At 33.1% G+C, this 20,377-nt stretch carries 18 protein-coding genes and 2 tRNA genes; 7 read left to right on the top strand and 13 right to left on the bottom strand.

Features of this window, described 5'->3' with window-relative positions; all coding sequences use genetic code 11:
• Positions 1–5: 5 nt before the first annotated feature.
• Positions 6–662 (bottom strand): NAD(P)-binding oxidoreductase, encoded by a 657-nt coding sequence (locus tag ACA31_RS06675; RefSeq protein WP_057512569.1) that lies wholly within the window; start codon positions 660–662, stop codon positions 6–8.
• Between the two features lie 152 nt (positions 663–814).
• Here ACA31_RS06675 and ACA31_RS06670 point away from each other — a divergent pair, with 152 nt between their 5' ends.
• A complete protein-coding gene (locus tag ACA31_RS06670) occupies positions 815–1,111 on the top strand; it encodes an ArsR/SmtB family transcription factor (protein WP_057512568.1) in 297 nt (98 codons plus the stop codon).
• A gap of 21 nt (positions 1,112–1,132) precedes the next feature.
• A complete protein-coding gene (gene czrB, locus ACA31_RS06665) occupies positions 1,133–2,104 on the top strand; it encodes a CDF family zinc efflux transporter CzrB (RefSeq protein ID WP_057512567.1) in 972 nt (323 codons plus the stop codon).
• A 95-nt stretch (positions 2,105–2,199) separates the two neighbouring features.
• Here czrB and ACA31_RS06660 read toward each other — a convergent pair whose 3' ends face one another.
• Positions 2,200–2,931: a metallophosphoesterase family protein gene (locus tag ACA31_RS06660; RefSeq protein ID WP_057512566.1), complete on the bottom strand. Its 732-nt coding sequence runs from the start codon at positions 2,929–2,931 to the stop codon at positions 2,200–2,202.
• Between the two features lie 131 nt (positions 2,932–3,062).
• Here ACA31_RS06660 and ACA31_RS06655 point away from each other — a divergent pair, with 131 nt between their 5' ends.
• A complete protein-coding gene (locus ACA31_RS06655; protein ID WP_057512565.1) occupies positions 3,063–4,202 on the top strand; it encodes a hypothetical protein in 1,140 nt (379 codons plus the stop codon).
• A 261-nt stretch (positions 4,203–4,463) separates the two neighbouring features.
• Here ACA31_RS06655 and ACA31_RS06650 read toward each other — a convergent pair whose 3' ends face one another.
• The 5 genes from ACA31_RS06650 to glmS all read right to left on the bottom strand — a co-directional run bounded on the left by ACA31_RS06650 (position 4,464) and on the right by glmS (position 9,770).
• Positions 4,464–5,321, bottom strand: coding sequence for an HAD family hydrolase (locus ACA31_RS06650; protein WP_057512564.1), 858 nt, complete (start codon positions 5,319–5,321; stop codon positions 4,464–4,466).
• Between the two features lie 67 nt (positions 5,322–5,388).
• The gene (locus tag ACA31_RS06645) at positions 5,389–6,171 is read right to left on the bottom strand and encodes an ABC transporter ATP-binding protein (protein ID WP_057512563.1); all 783 of its coding nucleotides are present in this window, start codon (positions 6,169–6,171) and stop codon (positions 5,389–5,391) included.
• Positions 6,156–6,293 carry a hypothetical protein gene (locus tag ACA31_RS13425; RefSeq protein WP_216634271.1) on the bottom strand — a complete coding sequence of 46 codons (138 nt, stop codon included), beginning with the start codon at positions 6,291–6,293 and terminating at the stop codon, positions 6,156–6,158. The genes ACA31_RS06645 and ACA31_RS13425 overlap by 16 nt, the downstream gene beginning before the upstream one ends.
• A gap of 422 nt (positions 6,294–6,715) precedes the next feature.
• The gene (locus tag ACA31_RS06640; RefSeq protein WP_057512562.1) at positions 6,716–7,666 is read right to left on the bottom strand and encodes a DNA/RNA non-specific endonuclease; all 951 of its coding nucleotides are present in this window, start codon (positions 7,664–7,666) and stop codon (positions 6,716–6,718) included.
• 298 nt (positions 7,667–7,964) lie between these two features.
• On the bottom strand, positions 7,965–9,770 hold the full coding sequence (gene glmS / locus ACA31_RS06635; RefSeq protein WP_057512561.1) for a glutamine--fructose-6-phosphate transaminase (isomerizing): 1,806 nt from the start codon (positions 9,768–9,770) through the stop codon (positions 7,965–7,967).
• A gap of 656 nt (positions 9,771–10,426) precedes the next feature.
• On the opposite strand from glmS, the gene ACA31_RS06630 reads away from it, so the two are divergent.
• From ACA31_RS06630 to ACA31_RS06615, 4 genes are read left to right on the top strand one after another with little or no spacing between them, the layout of a single operon-like run.
• Positions 10,427–11,980 carry a PTS mannitol transporter subunit IICB gene (locus ACA31_RS06630; RefSeq protein WP_057512560.1) on the top strand — a complete coding sequence of 518 codons (1,554 nt, stop codon included), beginning with the start codon at positions 10,427–10,429 and terminating at the stop codon, positions 11,978–11,980.
• A 36-nt stretch (positions 11,981–12,016) separates the two neighbouring features.
• Complete coding sequence (locus tag ACA31_RS06625; protein WP_057512559.1) at positions 12,017–14,047, top strand: BglG family transcription antiterminator; 2,031 nt, start codon at positions 12,017–12,019, stop codon at positions 14,045–14,047.
• A gap of 5 nt (positions 14,048–14,052) precedes the next feature.
• Complete coding sequence (locus tag ACA31_RS06620; RefSeq protein WP_046466182.1) at positions 14,053–14,487, top strand: PTS sugar transporter subunit IIA; 435 nt, start codon at positions 14,053–14,055, stop codon at positions 14,485–14,487.
• Positions 14,487–15,590 (top strand): mannitol-1-phosphate 5-dehydrogenase, encoded by a 1,104-nt coding sequence (locus ACA31_RS06615; RefSeq protein WP_057512558.1) that lies wholly within the window; start codon positions 14,487–14,489, stop codon positions 15,588–15,590. Before ACA31_RS06620 ends, ACA31_RS06615 begins: the two co-directional genes overlap by 1 nt.
• Before the next feature lie 99 nt (positions 15,591–15,689).
• On the opposite strand, the gene glmM is transcribed toward ACA31_RS06615, so the two are convergent.
• From glmM to ACA31_RS06585, 6 genes are all read right to left on the bottom strand, one after another.
• Positions 15,690–17,045, bottom strand: a complete 1,356-nt coding sequence (gene glmM / locus ACA31_RS06610; RefSeq protein ID WP_057512557.1) for a phosphoglucosamine mutase — start codon at positions 17,043–17,045, stop codon at positions 15,690–15,692.
• Between the two features lie 28 nt (positions 17,046–17,073).
• Positions 17,074–18,006, bottom strand: a complete 933-nt coding sequence (locus ACA31_RS06605; RefSeq protein WP_057512556.1) for a CdaR family protein — start codon at positions 18,004–18,006, stop codon at positions 17,074–17,076.
• Position 18,007: 1 nt separating this feature from the next.
• Positions 18,008–18,814 (bottom strand): diadenylate cyclase CdaA, encoded by an 807-nt coding sequence (gene cdaA, locus ACA31_RS06600; protein WP_002507018.1) that lies wholly within the window; start codon positions 18,812–18,814, stop codon positions 18,008–18,010.
• Between the two features lie 137 nt (positions 18,815–18,951).
• Positions 18,952–19,857 carry an arginase gene (gene rocF / locus ACA31_RS06595; protein WP_057512555.1) on the bottom strand — a complete coding sequence of 302 codons (906 nt, stop codon included), beginning with the start codon at positions 19,855–19,857 and terminating at the stop codon, positions 18,952–18,954.
• A gap of 291 nt (positions 19,858–20,148) precedes the next feature.
• Positions 20,149–20,221: transfer RNA gene (locus ACA31_RS06590), tRNA-Lys, on the bottom strand.
• 4 nt (positions 20,222–20,225) lie between these two features.
• Positions 20,226–20,300, bottom strand: a tRNA-Gln gene (locus ACA31_RS06585).
• Positions 20,301–20,377 lie beyond the last annotated feature (77 nt).

Genomic DNA, 20,377 nt, shown 5'->3' with positions numbered 1-20,377 from the left:
GATAATTATTTATTAAAATTTGATAAAGCGTTTGAAATTGCTTCATTGCCACTAACAATTTGGAACTCAGTATTTAAGTAATCATCTGAAGTCAAAACCTCAGTTAATACAGATGCTACATCTTCACGAGGAATTGATCCTCTACCTTCAAAAAATGCACCTACTTCAATTTTATTCGTAGCTGCATCATCTAATAAACCGCCTGGATGCACAATTGTATAACCTACATCTGCTTGTTTAAGATATTCGTCAGCATAGTGCTTTGCAATTGTATATGATTTTAAACCTCCACTCGCTTCGAACGATTCTCTTCTAGAATCATAAGTTGAAACCATCACATATTGTTTTACGTTATTGGCTTCACTTGCTTTAATTGATTTAATTGCACCATCTAAATCCACACTGATTGTTTTATCTGCGCCTGTGTTTCCACCAGATCCAACAGAAAAGACAACTTTATCAAATCCTTTAACCTTTTCAGTCAATGTTTCGATATCATCCATTTCTACATCTATTAAAGTTGCATCTATGCCTTTATCTTTTAACGCGTCTACTTGTTCTTGCTTTCTCACAGCAGCTGTAAAGCTTTCACCGCGTTCTTTTAATTGATTTACTAGATGTTGGCCAACGCCACCATTTGCTCCAATTACTAATATACTCATAAATTATTGCCTCCTTAAATGTAGTTACTACTTGAAAGTCTACCACTTCTGTAGGATTTTAAAACTAAAGCGAATTATACTTTGACAATTAAATCCATTTATATTAATATATGAATAAATGTTCATGCATTAATATAAGGAGGCGTTACATAATGAATGAATCCTTAGATTCACAAACAATTGATAAAGTGACTGAAATTTTCAAAGCATTAAGTGAAGGCAATCGTTTACGTATAATGCACTTATTATCACAAGGTGAAAACAGTGTCGGTCATATCGCTCACAAATTAGATATGAGCCAATCAAATGTTTCTCACCAATTACGTGTACTAAAACAAGCTCATTTAGTGAAAGCAAATCGTGATGGTCAATCTATGATATACACCATGGATGATACGCATGTTACTAGCTTATTAAAACAAGCGATACATCACGCAACACATCAATAGTAATGAAAGGTGGCGTTTGACATGTCTGAATCTGAACACCATGGACACAATCATGCACATGGTCATGTACACACAAACAACAAAAAAATATTACTTATTAGTTTTCTAATTATTGGAACCTTTATGATTGTTGAGATTATTGGCGGCTTTGTTTCTAATAGTTTGGCATTACTTTCTGATGGCCTACACATGTTTAGTGATACTATCTCTTTAGGTGTAGCGCTTCTTGCATTTATTTATGCTGAAAGACATGCTAATAGTCATAAAACATTTGGTTATAAAAGATTTGAAATATTGGCTGCATTATTTAATGGTGTCACATTATTCGTTATTGGTATCATTATTATTGTTGAAGCTATCGGTCGTTTCTTTAATCCCCAAGAGGTTCAATCCACAGAAATGTTTATAATTAGTGTTACTGGACTAATAGTTAATATTATAGTTGCTTATTTAATGTTTAAGGGTGGAGACACATCGCATAATATTAATATGCGTGGCGCATTTCTCCATGTACTTGGAGATTTATTAGGTTCAGTAGGTGCAATTATAGCTGCTGTGCTTATCTGGAGTTTCAACTTAACAATTGCCGATCCTATTGCAAGTATCATTGTATCTGTACTTATTATTAGAAGTAGCTGGGGCATAACAAAATCTTCTCTCAATATCTTGATGGAAGGTACGCCAAGTGATGTTAATCTGAATCAAGTCTTTTCCATGATTACAGAAGAAGAAAAAATTAAAAATATACACGATTGTCATATCTGGACTATTTCAAACGAAATGAATGCTTTAAGTTGTCATGCTGTGGTGCCAAATACTATGACTATTGAAGATGGTGAAGTGCTCTTAAATAGATTAGAACATAAATTAGAACACCTAAATATTCAGCATATGACCATACAACTAGAAACAACTGATCATCTGCATGATAATAATATTTTATGTTCTGCAATTTATTCAAAGCAAACAACACATCATTCACACTCACATTAAAATTTAATATTTAAAAAAGTGATTTTCCAAATACAATTAGAAAATCACTTTTTCACTTATGAAACCTTATATTTTTTTAATAAACCGGTGATACTTTAAATAAACTTATCAAAAATTAGATCTTTTGCTGGTACTTGCTTTTCACTAAAGCCTCTAATGAATTCTTCATTATCATATGGAATTTTAACACGTTCACATGAGAATTCATTTTCATCAATCGTTATAATGCCATAAACTGCATAAGCCCCATTATTAAGTCCTACAGAACCAGGGTTAAAATACACAGTAGATTTGTCGTCATAAAAATGCACTGTATGATTATGTCCAAAAACAATTAAATCAGCATCCTTGTCTTCAAATAATGCTTTTACGTTTTCTTCGCTTGGCTCAACGATTGGACTATAAGGTTGCCCATCAATAGATGTATTTAATTTCTCATTGGCAATTTCATAATGAATAAACAATACTTTTTTATTATTAAAAACCTTCTCTATTACGCGTGGTAATTCATCTAATTTGTCATAATAACCTTCATCTAAATGACTTTCAATCCATTGATGATGCTCATAGAATTTGTGCTTTAAGTCTTCTGGATAAGGAGTATCATTTACGATTGACATAACCGCTTCATCATGATTACCTGCAATGATTTCCATATCATCTCTATCGAAAATTTCATCAAGCACTTTATTTGTTTCATGCCCTACTCCGATATTATCGCCTAGATTAAATATTTTATTGATTCCTTCTCTTCTATCAATATCATCCAAAACGGTTTCCAATGCATCAAAATTTCCATGTACATCAGTAATAATTGCAAATTTCATGATGATATCTCCTTTCAACTTTTTCTCATTAGGATATTTTAACATTTTATAGCCAATTTGTTACCTATTAATTTTAAAATCTTCATTTTTTTGATATCGTATTGTTATCACTAAAAAGGAGTGCTTAAAATTTGTTTAAATATCATAAACTAGCTTTGCAAAATGTAAAACCGCAAAATGCTAAAACAATACTGTTTTCAATTGTAAGTTTTATCATATTATTTGCTTTAACAATTTTATCGTTTATACCAGTTCAACCCGCAATTTATAAATTCGCAATGGCGATGTCAATGCAACAACCAATTGGTGGTTCAATGTTCATGTTGATACTAACAATTCTGATTCCACTATTGCTTTTTTTATTAATTGGTTACCCATTAATAGCTGGAACTATATACACTATAGACAAAGCATTAAATAAAGACAAGGTTAAATTAAAAGATTTATTCTCAGTCTTTAAAAAAGGTAAATATCTTAAAAGTTTAAAATTAGCTTTATTCACTTTATTATTTATTCTAATTTTATTCGCGCTTAATTTACTCATATCTAAAGTGCTTAATTTAGGTATCATGCAATTATTCACAGCACTACAAGGTCCATTAAGTAGTTCTGATCATGCACTTGGTCTTTCACTAACATTCCAAGTTATTGCAGCAACGATTACAGTCTTTATCCAATCATTCATTTATTGGTTCTTTGCTATTGTAATTATTAACTTTACTGTAGCATTTGTTAAAGATCCTAGTGTCGGTGCTTGGGCAGCTGTTAAACGTGGATTCAAAGGTGTTAAAAATGGTAAGAAAACTTGGTTTAAATTCTACCTTGGTATATTACTATTAAACTTAATTGTTATTATCCTTGCGAACCCTGTTAGTCAATTAATTTCAATTTCAACAGGTGGCATTTCACAAACTATCGCAACGATTTTAATTTACATTGTATCTGTTATAGTCATTGTCGTAAGATTAATCGTTTACTATATGAATATATTAGCGATTATTCAATATTATAACCGCAATGGTGAAGATGTAGATAAAGCTGAAATTAAAAAAGACAAAAAAAAATCTAAAAAACAATCAAACAATGATTCAAAAATAGAAAATAGTGTAACTAACACCACTGAAAAAACAAAATCTAATCTAAGTGATAAAAGTAATAATATCCAAGATAATACAAAAACTAACTTAAACGATAAAAGTAATACTATTCAAGATACTACAAAAGATAAAACTTCAGATTTAAAAGATCAAATTAACAAAACAGATAAATAATATATGTCACAATCACGAATTGCCAATGTAGCATTTAAAATGACTACATTGGCAATTTTTATATTTCGATACAATCATACCGTTTATTTATCCATTGAGTTTTAAAGCCCTATTATGTACTTCCTATTTGTATCGTGTATTATAAAATTCTTGAATATGTTAAAAAACTGATAGATAACCTTTTCAGGAAAACCTATCAGTTTTATGTTAATTATTTTATGAACAGTTAAATCTGTTATATCTAGAATTAAATTAATCAGCTTAATCTTTTATGAAATGTTCTTTTAAATATGCTGCCGCACCATTTTCTTCATTTGTTAAAGATGTTATGTCGTTTGCTAAAGCCTGAATTTCAGGTCTCGCATTTCTCATAGCCACAGTATAATGTCCAAATTCAAACATTGCTCTATCATTATCACTATCACCAATTACTAAAGTTTCTTCTTGATTAATGCCAAAGTGTTCAATCATTTCTTTAATGCCTGTACCCTTGTCTGTATTAAAAGCCATAGTCTCTGCATTAAAGCGTGATGAATTTGATACACTGATTTGTAATGCTGCATTATCCTCGATTAATTGAGTACGAAAATTAGTAATTTTCTCATAATCAGGTGAGAATAAATATATTTTTGAAAATGACGTATTAGGAATGGCGTCTTCCCAATCTACTTTGCCTTTTAACGACTCTCTTCTAGAAATCCATTCACTTTCTCCTACTTTGCCTGGTGGTGTTGGTGATTCAAATAACGCCTTCGCCCATGATGCGTCTTCTTTAAGCACGACACGGTCACTTCCAAATGGGAAGATTTCATAATATATTGCTTCTTGTTTTGCACGTTTAATAACTTCACTTACTGTATTATAAGAAAGTCCATGTTTGAAAATAGTCTCTTTTTCCACTACACCTAACGTTCCATTCGAACTTATAATGCCATCTACTTCAAAAGTTTCGGGTACCAAATAATGAATTTCATCATGTGCTCTACCAGTTGCTAAGAATACTTTATAACCAAGGTTTCGTAACTGTTGAATCACTTCAGTTGTTTCCGTATCTACTCGGTTATCTTTATGTAAAATCGTACCATCCATATCTAAAAATATTGCTCTCACATTATCCATTTAAAAAATCCTCCATCACATGTTATCGTATTAAATTATGGCATTATATTTCATTTTCCGCAACGCGTTATCCTTTTAAAAATAGTGAGTAGCGGTGATTTTGATAAACCACACTCACATCTCTATTGAAAAAATCACTTAAAATGTCACTGTTTAACACAGACTGTATTTCTCCTTGTTTATAGCATGTACCATCCTTCAATAAAAAGCCACGTTGGATATTTTGTGTGATTTCTTCAACAAAATGTGTAACATAAATCACCGCAAGTTTTGGATTTTGTTTATATAATTTATCAAGTGCACTGAGCAAATCTTCGCGTGCTATAAAGTCTAATCCCGAAGCAGGTTCATCTAAAATAAGCAATCTAGGATTACCCATTAATGCTCTAGCAATCAATACCTTTTGTCTTTCACCTGTTGATAAATAACCATAATATTGATTTTCAAATTGAAGCATACCCATTTGCTCTAAATATAGCTTAGCCATTTCAATATGAGTCGATTTCACTTCTTTATAAACGCCTATCGATTTAAAAATACCGCTAATGACTACATCTAGTACAATTTCTCCATCTTGAAATCGATTCATTAAACTGCTTGAAACAAATCCTATTTGATCACGTACATTATCTGCAGAATAACCTTTTTTTCCTGGTTGCATACCAAATAATGATAGCCCCCCTGATGTATGTGGTTCATAAGCATTTAAAATGTTTAGTAGTGTTGTTTTACCTGCACCATTTAATCCGTATAATATCCATTTCTCACCTTCATTTATTTGCCAAGTCACATTTTTAATTATTTCTTTCCCTTGTTTTCTTCTTGCAACATTTTTCAACTCAATAAGCATGAAATCGCCCCTATTCTATATACTTCAATTGATTTTTTAAAACACTTACGTAAATCATTTTCTGATTGAGCAACGCTAAATACATTTTCTGAAGTTTTACCTTTAGCAAGTTCATCAATCATTTTATCTAAGTATCAAATTTCTTTCATAATCAATGCCATCACTGTCAATTGTGCTTCCGTATATACTGTCATACAGCAATTGACTTCCTCTGCTTCATCTTTTTGACTTTCTTTATCAGATGCGGATAAACAGCGCCAAATACCATAGTATATATTTTCAGTTTCGTCATTTTAAAAACATCTCTTAGTTTCTCTTAATAAATTTTGTATTAATCTTAGCATAATAGAACGTCTTATAATTTGAAAATAATATGGCTAATATATACCTTTCAACAATAAAAAGCTGGTTTGCAAATGCAACCAGCCTTTTAGGAAGTAATACGTTCAATTACAGCAACAAAATTTTCTTTAATAGTCACTAATATATCATTGTAAAATTAAACTTACATCATTCATTTAATATTTCACAAAACAATGTAATACTATTCACCTACGACCCCATCATTATCTCGATCGTCCATATGCGCATATAACCAATGATCACTATTTATTGGCATATTGAACCCTGCAGCTTCTGCTTCTGCAATTGTTACTTGTCCATCACCATCAGAATCAACGTCCGCAACTGATTCTTCATCACCAGTTGAAGTTGCTGGTTCGGACTCAGGTTCCTTATTACCAGTTAATCCAAGTGACTCATTTAGTTCATCAGGGTTCACATTATCAAAGGAATCAGTTACTTCATTTCCATTTATAGTATAAGTATATTGATAGCTAGAAGGAATTTGCGTTTCGGTATTAGGATAGGTAATATTAGCTTCAAAATCAGTAGCTCCGTCCGCTTCTCGGATAGTCTTTTCGAGATAAGCTTGATCACCATGTCGGTTTAAAGTACTATCTTGCGGAGTAATATTATAAGCATTCGACACGCCACCAAGGGAGTCAGCAATAATGTGTCCTTCGTCTAAGACATCACTTTCAACACCAGGCACCTTTGCCTCATCAGCATAATATCTACCAGATGATAACACATCCTCTGTCTCATCATCTTGTACTTTAATTTCATCTGCGGTAACTCGCGTCAATTGCCCGTGTTCGTTAGTAAATGCCCAATATTTTCGATCGCCATAACCAATATCAACAACGACGTTCGCCTCACGATTCCCAGACAAATCACCACCATCGACTTTAATTTTTTCGTAGCCCGGGAACTTATCATCACTAGCTTCAGTTGTCGTTTCCCCTTCTACTTGAGGTTCCTCTGATTTTGATTCATCCTTTACCTTGGTAGTTGTTTCTTCTTTTTCACTTTTTAAATTTGTGACTACCTTAGCATCTGTATCTTTATCGGCAGAAGATGTATTTTCTCCGTTGGCACAACCAACAATAAAAACAGACATTAAAAGTAAGACTAAATATTTTATTTTCTTCATTTTAGTACGCTCCTATTATGTTACTTATTAATCATTCAAAACCCTCAAAATTATAAATTCAAATATTGTAACACTTACAACTTTTTATGTGTTTTTGTATGATATTTATTATTTTCTATTATACAAGAATAACATTACTTTTGTTTTAGTTACGTCACAATTGTTTATAATTATTTTGTTCCTAATACTTTTTTAATAGACCAATATATTTTATTAAGTTTATTGCATAATAAAAAGGCTGAATCACAAACGAATTCAGCCTTTTAATATATAAACAAAGATTTAAAATTTAATTTTTTTATTCTACTGTAACTGATTTTGCTAAGTTACGTGGTTTGTCTACGTCTAAATCTCTGTGTAATGATGCGTAATAAGAAATAAGTTGCATCGTTACTACAGAAACTAATGGTGTTAACAGTCCATGCACTTTTGGAATAACGTAAGTATCGTCTTCTTTGTTTAAGCCATCCATTGAAATAATACATGGGTTTGCACCACGTGCTGCAACTTCTTTCACATTACCTCGGATAGATAAATTAACTTTTTCTTGCGTTGCTAATGCGATAACAGGCGTCCCTTCTTCTATTAAAGCAATCGTACCATGTTTTAACTCTCCGCCAGCAAACCCTTCTGCTTGGATATACGAGATTTCTTTAAGTTTTAAAGCACCCTCTAGACTCACATTATAGTCTACTGTACGACCGATAAAGAATGCATTACGAGTAGTTTTTAAGAAATCTGTTGCAATTTGTTCCATAACATCTGCGTCGTCCACAATGGCTTCGATTGCAGTTGTTACTTTAGCTAATTCACGTAATAAACTTACATCTACTTCTTTACCGCGTGCTCTCGCTACGATTTTTGCAAAAATGGAAAGTACTGCAATTTGTGCTGTATAGGCTTTCGTAGAAGCAACAGCTATTTCAGGACCTGCATGTAATAGTAATGTATGGTTAGATTCGCGTGATAACGTTGATCCTGCAACATTCGTAATTGTTAATGATTTGTGGCCTAATCTGTTCATTTCAACTAATACTGCACGACTGTCTGCAGTTTCACCCGATTGTGAAATATAGATAAATAATGGTTTTTCAGAAAGTAATGGTGTATTATACACAAATTCTGAAGAAACATGAACTTCAGTAGGAACGCCAGCCCATTTTTCAATAAATTCTTTACCTACTAAACCTGCATGATAACTTGTACCTGCAGCAATAATATAAACACGATCCGCCGCTGCAACATCTTTGATGATGTCTTCATCCATTTTCAAGTTACCTTCTTCATCTTGGTATTCTTGAATAATACGACGCATTACTGCTGGTTGTTCATGAATTTCTTTTAGCATATAGTGGTCATAAACACCTTTTTCAGTATCAGCTGCATCAATTTGTGCAGTATATGCATCTCTTTCTTGAACATTGCCGTCTTGATCTTTAATAATAACTTCATCACGTTTAACGATAACAATTTCATGGTCGTGAATTTCTTTATATTGGTTCGTAACTTGTAACATAGCCATTGCATCAGATGCAATTACATTGAAATCATCACCTACGCCAATTAATAATGGTGATTTATTTTTAGCTACATAAATTTTATCTTTATCTTCACTATCGATTAAGCCAAGTGCATAAGAACCCTCTAATAAAGAAACTACTTTTGTAAATGCAGCTTCAGTAGCAAGTTCTGTATTTGAAAAATATTCTACTAATTGCACAATAACTTCTGTATCTGTTTCTGAGATAAATGAAACATCTTTTAAGTATTCATTTTTAAGTTCTTCATAGTTTTCAATTACACCGTTATGCACAAGTGTAAATCGTTCTGATGTTGATTGATGCGGATGTGAGTTTTCATGATTCGGCACACCATGTGTCGCCCAACGTGTATGTCCGATACCTACATTACCGTCTGTATCATCACTATCTGCAACTTTTCTAAGCTCAGCAATACGTCCTTTAGATTTAAATACTGAATTACCTTTGTCATTTACTACTGCAACACCGGCAGAGTCATAACCTCTATATTCTAATTTTTCTAAACCTTTTAATAACAATTCTTTGGCATTATCATGCCCAATATATCCAACAATTCCACACATTTAACTTTCCTCCAATGTAATGGTGATGGGCAAGGAACGTTCAGCGTGTACGAACCTGTTCAATTGCGTATATGCCATCATAAACGGACTAGTACCTTTGTTTTTAAAAGCAAATCCATGTCTAAGATAGGCATATTAGTCCCATACACCTTATAATAGTATTTTAATTTTGGCTATCTTATTAACTTTGTGCACTAGGTTGCCCTAATGTTTTCCTTAATAAGTTCACGAATGAGCCACATCCGGGATAGCATCCGCCGATGGTTCGATAACTATCCTCCTCGTCTACAAGTACTGATATCATGTCTATTAAGATTTCTGTTATAAACCTTAAATAATTAACATTTCATCCCTTCACTTGCACAGGCGCTATAATTGAACAAACGATTTAACTGTCCTCCTTTCCCTCAATAAATATTATTGTACAATGTAAACAATACTTATTGCAAATCATTTATTAATATTATTTTTACAACCACTTAAAAATTTATTTATATGTTGCCACACTACGTAATCCTCTTGATTTTTCATAATAGATAACTGTCATATAGTTGTCAAAAACTCTATGACAAAATTGAAATTACTTTAAGTTGTTTATTAATGTGAACAACCATACAATGAACATATAAATAAAAAGAGAAAAAGAGGTGCAATTTATGTCACAAACAGAGACTAAAGAAAACAAAGGTATTGGGCGCAAAGTCCAGGCATTTGGTTCGTTTCTTAGTAGTATGATTATGCCAAACATTGGTGCATTTATCGCATGGGGTTTTATCGCTGCTATTTTCATCGATGGTGGTTGGTGGCCAAATAAAGAGTTGAGTGAATTGTCTGGACCAATGATTTCATACTTAATTCCGTTACTTATTGCTTATAGCGGTGGACGTTTAATTCATGAAATGCGTGGCGGTATTATTGCTGCTGTAGCAACAATGGGGGTTATCGTTGCTTTACCAGATACACCAATGTTACTTGGTGCAATGATTATGGGACCTCTCGTTGGTTGGTTAATGAAAAAAACTGACGAATTTATTCAACCGAGAACACCACAAGGATTTGAAATGTTATTCAATAACTTCTCTGCTGGTATTTTAGGTTTTATAATGACAATCCTAGGCTTCAAACTTTTAGCACCAATTATGGAATTCATTATGTACATCCTTTCATTAGCAGTTGAAACGTTAGTACATGCGCATTTACTTCCATTAGTAAGTATTATAGTAGAACCTGCAAAAATCGTATTCTTAAATAATGCAATCAACCATGGTGTATTTACACCACTTGGTGCCGATCAGGCAGCTTCTGCTGGTCAATCCATTTTATATACAATTGAATCTAACCCTGGACCTGGTTTAGGTATTTTAGTTGCTTATATGATTTTTGGTACCGGAACTGCAAGAGCAACATCTTACGGTGCTGGTATTATCCACTTCTTAGGTGGTATTCATGAAATTTACTTCCCTTACGTATTGATGCGTCCGTTACTATTCATAGCTGTAATCTTAGGTGGTATGACAGGCGTTGCAACTTATTCACTATTCGACTTTGGATTCAAGAGTCCCGCTTCACCTGGCTCATTCATCGTTTATGTTCTGAACGCACCTAAAGGCGAATTTTTACACATGCTTATCGGTGTATTACTCGCAGCCTTAGTTTCATTCATCGTTGCTGCCATGATCTTGAAATTCACAAAAGAACCTGATGAAGATTTAGAAGCTGCCACAGAAAAAATGGAATCTACTAAAGGTAAAAAATCAAGTGTATCTTCTAAACTAACAGGGAATAAAGATAATAATAGTGTTGGAGCAAGTGGTACTGGTGCTGCTAGTACATCTGCAGATACTGAAAACAGTGAAGCACAATCTGAAGAAGACTTATTAGATAATTATGATACAGAAAATGTACATGCGCATGATTATAGTAAAGTAAACCATGCTATATTCGCTTGTGATGCTGGTATGGGTTCAAGTGCTATGGGTGCAAGTATGTTACGTAATAAATTTAAAAAAGCTGGTATACAAGATGTGGATGTTTCAAATACAGCAATCAATCAATTATCTGATGATGCACAACTTGTTATTACACAGAAGAAACTCACTGATAGAGCAATTAAACAAGCACCTAATGCAATTCATATTTCAGTAGACAACTTCTTAAATTCACCTAGATATGATGAATTACTTGAAAATCTTAAGCAAGATGAAAATTAATTAAAATTATATAGAATAACACTGGAGGGTATGACTATGTTTTTGAGTACACGTGAAAAAGAAATTATCGAAATGTTAATTAAATATCACGGTCAATATGTCACGATTTATGACATTGCTCAACATCTAGCTGTATCCTCTCGTACTATTCATAGAGAGTTAAAATCAATTGAGTCCTTTATAAATACCTTTAATATTAAATTAGAACGTGTGACTAAAAGAGGTATACAATTGGATGCAGATGAGCATGCAGTTACCTCACTGAAACATGTACTTTCACAACAAAATACGATTGATTTATCTCAAGAAGAACAAAAAGTTATTATTTTATATGCATTGATTCAAGCCAAAGAACCTATCAAGCAATATGGCTTAGCACATGAAATTGGTGTATCTACACAGACGTTAACCAAACTTTTGGATGAATTAGACATCGAACTTGATCAATATCAATTAAAATTACAGAAAAAACGTGGTGAAGGTATTCATTTAAGTGGTGCTGAATCAAAAAAACGTGAATTATTAAGTCAACTTATGGTCAATAATTTAAATAGTACGAGTGTCTATTCAGTAATTGAAAATCATTTTGTTTATCAATCCATTAACCAATCTCAACTGGCGATGGTAGATATGGATAAAATTTTCCAAGTAGAACGTATACTTATGGATCATTTAGATCAACTCCCCTATTCATTGACTGAATCTAGTTATCTTACATTGACTGTGCATATCGTATTAAGTATCGATCGTATGCTCAATGGTGAATACGTTGCTCTAAATAATGATATCTATAATAATGTTAAAAATTCGTTTGAACATAAAGTAGCTGCTGCACTCGCCTTACATTTAGAACATATTTATGGCGTTCAGTTCAATCAAGCAGAAATAACCTTTATTACGATCCATTTACGCGGTTCAAAACGTAAGGAATCCGTAGAAGTGTTTAAAGATAATAAGGATGAAGCTCGTATAGATCAACTTATCCACTCTGTAGCTAAATATTCACAACAAGACTTTAAAGATTGGGATACTCTGAGCGAGGGATTGAAATTGCATCTTATCCCCGCGATCAATCGATTGAACGCAAACATTGAGACATATAATCCATTAACAGAAATGATTAAACATAAATACCCTAGACTTTTTGAAAGTGTACATCGAGGTTTATCACATATTTGGCCGAATTTTAATTTTCCAGATAGTGAAATTGCATTTATTGTGCTGCACTTTGGTGGCGCTATTCAAAACCAAGGAAGTCCATTTTATAGCGTCTTAGTCGTTTGTAGTAGCGGCATTGGTACAAGCCGCTTACTAGCTACGCGGTTACAGCAAACATTCAGTGAGATTCAAAAAACGACCCAAGCTTCTGTTGGAGATTTAAATGAATTAGATCCAAGACAATTTGATGCAATTATCACGACGGTAGATTTGGACATTACAACACCTTATATCACTGTAAATCCACTATTGCCTGATTCAGATATTAATCATGTTGCTGCATTTCTAAACATGCAAAAAGATATACAACCAAGTCACACGTTAGATTATACACATCAAAATATAACAGACCCTGAAGTTAAACTATCTTATATCAGGAAAGGTTTAGAACTTATTGATTCAGTATGTTTTGATTATATAAGCGTTTCTAATTGGACTACATATTTAACCGAAACATTATTATCACATCAAATTATTACAGATGGTCAGTCATTCGCTGAACTTATTAAGCATCATATGGACACTCAAGGATTTGTCTTGGAACCATATCCGATAGCCATACCTCATTTAAAGAATGAAATAATTCAAAAACCTTTTATCTTAATTACGATTTTGAATGAACCTATCATGCTAAAAAGTAATCAAAATGACGATCTATCAGTAAATTATTTATTAAATATGTTTGTACCACATGATGATACGATGTCACAGCTTGTCAGTGATATATCAGGAAAAATGGTTGAACATTTAGACAGTATTGATGAATTTATGCAACATCCAGAACAATTGTTAGATATTTTAAAGCAAAGTTATCTTATACAATTACAAAATCTATTAAACTTGGAGTGAAGAAAATGAGCGAATTATTCAGTAATGAAAACATTTTTATTAACCAATCAATGAAAGACCAAAACGAAGCAATCGAAAAAGCAGGACAAGCCTTAGTTTCAAGTGGTGCCGTAACAGAAGCATATATTCAAGCAATGAAAGATCGTGAACAAGTCGTTACGACTTTCATGGGTAATGGTTTAGCAATTCCACATGGTACTGACGAAGCTAAAGCAAGCGTCTTAAAATCAGGTTTGACATTAATACAAATTCCTGAAGGTGTCGATTGGGATGGCGAAGAAGTTAAAGTCGTGGTCGGAATTGCAGGTAAAGACGGTGAACATTTAGACTTACTTTCTAAAATTGCAATTACGTTTAGTGAAGAAGAAAATGTAGAGCGTATTGTTAAAGCTTCATCTGCAGAAGAAATTAAACAAGTCTTTGAGGAGGCTGATGCATAATGAAAGCATTACACTTTGGCGCAGGTAACATAGGCAGAGGTTTTATCGGTTACATCTTAGCAGATAATGACGTTAAAGTAACATTTGCAGATGTGAACGCTGATATTATCAATGCTTTAGATGAAAAACAAGAATATGATGTAATTTTAGCTGATGAATCTCAAACAACAACTCGCGTGCATAACGTTGATGCAATTGATTCAGGTTCCCTTTCCGACAGTTTGAAAGAAGCAGTACTAGGAGCAGACTTAATTACAACTGCAGTTGGTGTTAATATCTTACCAATTATTGCTAAATCATTTGCGCCCTATTTAAAAGAAAAAGAAACACCTGTAAATATTGTGGCATGTGAAAATGCTATTATGGCTACGAACACTTTGAAAAAAGCTATTCTAGATATAACTGGACCTTTAGACGACCATATCCATTTTGCTAATTCAGCAGTTGATAGAATCGTACCAATGCAAAAAAATGAAAATATTTTAGATGTCGTGGTCGAACCATTTTATGAGTGGGTTATCGAAAAGGATGCATGGTTCGGTCCAGAATTAAATCACATTAAATATGTAGATAACTTAACACCATATATTGAAAGAAAACTGCTAACTGTAAATACTGGGCATGCTTACTTAGCATATGCCGGTCGATATTTTAATCAACCTACAGTATTAGATGCTGTTAACGATGAGCATATTAAACATGATTTAGATAAAGTTCTTAAAGAAACAAGCCAGTATATTACAAGTCAATTTGATTTCACAGAAAATGAACAAGCACAGTATGTTGAAAAAATTATTAGTCGTTTTAAAAACCCTAACTTATCGGACGAAGTTACACGTGTCGGTCGTGGCACAATCCGTAAAATAGGACCTCAAGATCGTATCATTAAGCCATTAAATTATTTATATCAAAATAATTTAGCGCATGATGGTTTAGTTAAAGCAGCTGCGTTGTTATTAAAATATGATGACACGAACGATCCAGAAACAGTAGAAAAAAATGATTATATTAAAGCACACGGTGTTGAAACATTCTTAAAAGATTATGCTAAAATCGATGAACAATTAACTACAGAAATTGTTCAAGCATACAACGTACTTTAATATTTTAAAATTGCTGTATAATAGCAACACAAAAAGCTGGCAACAAGATTAAAACTCTTGTTGCCAGCTTTTTTGTTTTTTATCAAAATTAGAATTTGTTTATTCGTCTAATCCCATTTTATCTTGTACAACATCTGCAATTGTTTGCGCGAAACGTTGTGCATCTTCATCAGTTGAAGCTTCGACCATAACACGCACAAGTGGTTCTGTACCTGAAGGTCTTACTAATATACGGCCTTCGCCGTTCATTTCCACTTCTACTCTTGTCATTACTTCTTGAACATCAATATTTTCTTCTACACGATATTTATCTGTAACACGCACATTGACTAATGATTGAGGATATTTCTTCATTTGGCCTGCAAGTTGACTTAAACTTTTACCAGTCATTTTAATAACACTTGCCAATTGCACACCTGTTAATAAACCGTCACCTGTCGTATTATAATCCATAAGAACGATATGACCAGACTGTTCGCCACCTAAATTATAATTGCCTCTTCTCATTTCTTCAACTACATAACGATCTCCAACTTTAGTTTTGTTTGATTGAATAGCTTCATTTTCTAAAGCTTTATAAAAACCTAAATTACTCATCACTGTTGAAACAATCATGTTGTTGTTAAGTTCACGATTCTTAGACATCGCTTGCCCGATAATAAACATAATCTGATCACCATCAACAATTTCTCCATTTTCATCAATAGCGATAAGTCTATCTCCATCACCATCAAAAGCAAGTCCAAAGTCACATTCAGATTCTACAACTTCCTTTGCTAAAGTTTCAGGATGTGTTGAACCAACCTCTTTATTTATATTATAACCATTTGGATTACATCCAACTGTCACAGTATCTGCTTCTAAATCTCCGAATAAAAATGGCGCTAATGATGAAGTAGAACCGTTCGCTCCATCTAAGCCAATTTTCATACCGTCTAGATTTACATCTACTGTTGATTTTAAATAACTGATATATTTTTGACTACCTTCAAAATAGTCAGAGCAATGAATGATATCTTCTCCAACTGGTCGAGGTAAATCAGGATTTTCTTGATCTAAAAGTGTTTCTATTTCTTGTTCTTGGTCATCTGATAATTTAAAACCGTCTGAACCGAAGAATTTGATACCATTATCTGGAACTGGATTATGAGAAGCAGAAATCATGACACCTAAATCAGCTTCCATTGCACGAGTTAAATAAGCAACTCCTGGCGTTGATATAACACCTAGACGCATTACCTCTGCACCAATTGAAATAAGTCCTGCAATTAAAGCAGATTCTAACATTTCTCCAGACACGCGTGTATCTCTACCAACAAGCACTTTAGGGTGCTTTTCCCCTTCATTATGTGCTAATACGTAACCACCGTAGCGTCCTAATTTAAATGCCAGTTCAGGGGTAAGTTCTTTATTAGCTACGCCCCTTACGCCGTCTGTTCCAAAATATTTTGCCATTTTATATATCTCCTTTATTTAAAAAAATCTATTTGATTGTAATTGTTGCAGTTGTATCTTTAGGACTTACTTTAGTAACCTTATCAGGTACTTCAAACGTAATATCTTTTTCAGTAGAACCTGCCACATTATCCAAATCAATATTGGCTGTAATTTCATCAATATCTTCTAGATCTTCTTTATTACCATAAATTTCAACTTCCTCATTATCTAATTTGATATTATCTACTTCACGACCGTTTGATAATGAGCCTACTGCTTTAGTTTTTACTTTCACTTTTTTACTATAGTCTTCTACTTTCACACTTAGATTAACTTCATTTGGTTGAACCATCACATCAATTTTATTTAAGTTTCTATCAAATGCAGTAATTTGTGCAACATCTGTCGTGTTTTTAGAAATTTCACTTTTATTTTTATATGTTGCTTTTAAATAAGCAATTTTATCAATTTGGTTTTTACCGCCTGTCACTTTAACAGTTTCTGGTGACACGCTCTGTTCACTAACTTTATATTCAGAATCCAAATCATTATTACTTACATCTGGTTCTACTTTTAATGTTTTACTTACTTTCTTTTCCAGATTTATAGTTGCTTCTTTCGGTTTTACATTATAATCAATATCTTTATTTAACCCATTCACTTGGAATTGTGTAGTATGCTTACCTGCTTTTTCCTCACTCAAGTCTAATACAGCTTTGATACTTTCTCCATTTTCAGCCTTCAGTACTTGAGATTGTGGCCCAGATATTTCAACATCTACTTTATTTGGAGCTTCACTTGCATACAATGATGTGTTGTCATACTTCACTTGAACAGGTACGTCTTCAATCGTTTCTGAAGATTTCTGTCCTAAGTTATCAGCATTAAAAATATTACCAAACATATTATTCACTGATAAGAAAAATACTAACGCTAATACAAGTGCGATTAACCTCAATCCCCACTTACTTTCTAACATATTATTTCACACCTTTCTTGTTAAAGTGTGTGCCAAACCAATGTTCAGCTAATAATTCTTCAAAAGCTTCGTTAGAAATATCTTTTCTTAATTTACCATCAAATGTAACAGAAATGGATCCTGTTTCTTCAGACACAATAACTGTAAAAGCATCGGACACTTCAGAAATACCAACTGCAGCTCTATGTCTTGTACCTAAGCTTTTAGCAATCTTGGCACTATCTGATAATGGTAAATAACTTGCAGCACTTGCAATTTTATTTTCTTGTATAATCATCGCACCATCATGTAAAGGAGTGTTAGGCACGAACACGTTTGTTAAAAGTTCCTGCGATATTTCCGAGTTCATAGCAATACCTGTTTCAATATAATCTTGTAATCCTGTTTCATTTTCAAAAACAATCAATGCACCAATACGTCGTTTTGCCATATACTGCACTGCTTTGGATACAGAAGATATAAGTTTTCCTTCATCACTATTTAAATTAGTTGAATAGCGTTTAAATAGACTTCCACGACCAAGTTGTTCTAATGCACGTCTAATTTCTGGTTGGAATATTACGATTAAAGCTAACACACCCCATTGAATAACTAAATCAAACAATTTGGCTGTGGCTGTTAAATTTAACATTTTACTCACTTGTTGACCAATAACTATTACCACAATACCTTTTAATAGTTGAATGGCTTTGGTACCTTTAAAAACTGTAATGAGAAGATAAAGTACATACCATACTATGAGCAAATCGAGTACACTAGCAATTATTTTCACTGTACTCCAGTCATCAAAAAAGTTGGATAAATCCATAACATCTCCTCCGGTTATCTGTTCCCATGTTATATATTATACCAATCATAAAGCCAACTGTCATATTTAGTATTTAATTTTATCATAAAAATTAAAAAAACTAACATGGATAAAATCCATATTAGTTTCGTTACTAATTATAGAAGCGTTTCTCCAAAGAAACTACCTACTAAACAAACCGCTTGTTTAGCTGTATCATTCGTATGATCTATTAATGGGTTAACTTCGACTATGTCCATAGAAGTCACACACTTTGAGTTATGTAATAACTCTAATGCAAAATGACTTTCTCTGTATGTCAAACCACCTAAGACTCTAGTACCTGTGCCTGGTGTTTCAACTGGATCCAACGCGTCGACATCTAATGATAAGTGTATACCGTCTGTTTTGGATTCTAAATACTCTACCGTTTCATCCATAACTTGCTTAATACCATATCTATCAACTTCCGCCATAGTATAAGTTTTAATATTATTTTCTTTTATGTAACGACGCTCGCCATCGTCTAAATCTCTCATTCCTATAAGAACGATATTTTCTGGCTTCACTTTAGGTGTATAATTTGAAATGTTAACTAAACGCTCATCTCCGTCTCCAGCAAGCACACGTAATGGCATACCATGTATATTACCTGATGGTGATTCTTCAGGTACATTCAAATCTCCATGTGCGTCATACCATATAACCCCTAAGTTATCATAATGTTTACTTACGCCAGATATTGAACCTATAGCAATTGAATGATCTCCTCCAAGAATTAATGGGAAATTATTTTTTTCAATACTATTTGACACAGCTTCACTTAAGTTGTTAGAAACAGTAATAATTTCATCTGAATTTCGTAAGCCTTCTTGCTCTGAATTAAACTTATCTAAATCAATTGATGGTACTTCAATGTTACCAGAATCTTCAACGGATAACCCTATCGCTCTAATACGATCAACAATACCTGCATATCGTATAGCATCGGGACCAAAGTTAACCCCTAATTTCCTTTGACCATATGTTGAAGGTGCTCCAATTATTTCTATTTTTTTATTCATGCTAAAAACCCCTTTGTTTTCATCTGTTACTAGAATAATCGAAAGCGCTTTATGTTTCAAGTTAATGTAATATCATAATTTTTTTATAAAATCGTCATTTTACATATAAAACCAGTATAGTGATTTATAATTCATAAAAAGTCCTTATATAGTCATTTACATATTATTCTAAGCATAAAAATGTATATAAATTATTTTAAGTTTTCTTTATTTTATTAGCATTTAAAGGTTTTCAGAAATTTTATTTTTCGACACAAAAAAAGCATTTCTCATAAGAGAAATGCTATAGAGTGAGCCATAGTGGGCTCGAACCACTGACCCTCTGATTAAAAGTCAGATGCTCTACCAACTGAGCTAATGGCTCTAAATGGCTGGGCTAGCTGGATTCGAACCAACGAGTGACGGAGTCAAAGTCCGTTGCCTTACCGCTTGGCTATAGCCCATTAATGGTGGAGGGGGGCAGATTCGAACTGCCGAACCCGAAGGAGCGGATTTACAGTCCGCCGCGTTTAGCCACTTC

It is taken from the genome of Staphylococcus sp. NAM3COL9 (assembly GCF_001431205.1).
In the GTDB taxonomy this organism is placed as follows: domain Bacteria; phylum Bacillota; class Bacilli; order Staphylococcales; family Staphylococcaceae; genus Staphylococcus.
The sequence above is the reverse complement of the archived record's forward strand: the minus strand, read 5'-3'. Positions and strand labels throughout refer to the sequence as shown.

Coding starts and splice junctions, on each gene's coding strand:
- ACA31_RS06650 (WP_057512564.1), bottom strand. CDS start 5,321: ATGGATAATGTGAGAGCAATATTTTTAGATATGGATGGTACGATTTTA.
- ACA31_RS06620 (WP_046466182.1), top strand. CDS start 14,053: ATGAGCGAATTATTCAGTAATGAAAACATTTTTATTAACCAATCAATG.
- ACA31_RS06615 (WP_057512558.1), top strand. CDS start 14,487: ATGAAAGCATTACACTTTGGCGCAGGTAACATAGGCAGAGGTTTTATC.
- ACA31_RS06660 (WP_057512566.1), bottom strand. CDS start 2,931: ATGAAATTTGCAATTATTACTGATGTACATGGAAATTTTGATGCATTG.
- ACA31_RS06675 (WP_057512569.1), bottom strand. CDS start 662: ATGAGTATATTAGTAATTGGAGCAAATGGTGGCGTTGGCCAACATCTA.
- ACA31_RS13425 (WP_216634271.1), bottom strand. CDS start 6,293: ATGATTGATGAACTTGCTAAAGGTAAAACTTCAGAAAATGTATTTAGC.
- glmS (WP_057512561.1), bottom strand. CDS start 9,770: ATGTGTGGAATTGTTGGATATATTGGGCATGATAATGCCAAAGAATTG.
- ACA31_RS06630 (WP_057512560.1), top strand. CDS start 10,427: ATGTCACAAACAGAGACTAAAGAAAACAAAGGTATTGGGCGCAAAGTC.
- ACA31_RS06625 (WP_057512559.1), top strand. CDS start 12,017: ATGTTTTTGAGTACACGTGAAAAAGAAATTATCGAAATGTTAATTAAA.
- czrB (WP_057512567.1), top strand. CDS start 1,133: ATGTCTGAATCTGAACACCATGGACACAATCATGCACATGGTCATGTA.
- rocF (WP_057512555.1), bottom strand. CDS start 19,857: ATGAATAAAAAAATAGAAATAATTGGAGCACCTTCAACATATGGTCAA.
- glmM (WP_057512557.1), bottom strand. CDS start 17,045: ATGGCAAAATATTTTGGAACAGACGGCGTAAGGGGCGTAGCTAATAAA.
- ACA31_RS06640 (WP_057512562.1), bottom strand. CDS start 7,666: ATGAAGAAAATAAAATATTTAGTCTTACTTTTAATGTCTGTTTTTATT.
- ACA31_RS06605 (WP_057512556.1), bottom strand. CDS start 18,006: ATGTTAGAAAGTAAGTGGGGATTGAGGTTAATCGCACTTGTATTAGCG.
- ACA31_RS06670 (WP_057512568.1), top strand. CDS start 815: ATGAATGAATCCTTAGATTCACAAACAATTGATAAAGTGACTGAAATT.
- ACA31_RS06645 (WP_057512563.1), bottom strand. CDS start 6,171: ATGCTTATTGAGTTGAAAAATGTTGCAAGAAGAAAACAAGGGAAAGAA.
- cdaA (WP_002507018.1), bottom strand. CDS start 18,814: ATGGATTTATCCAACTTTTTTGATGACTGGAGTACAGTGAAAATAATT.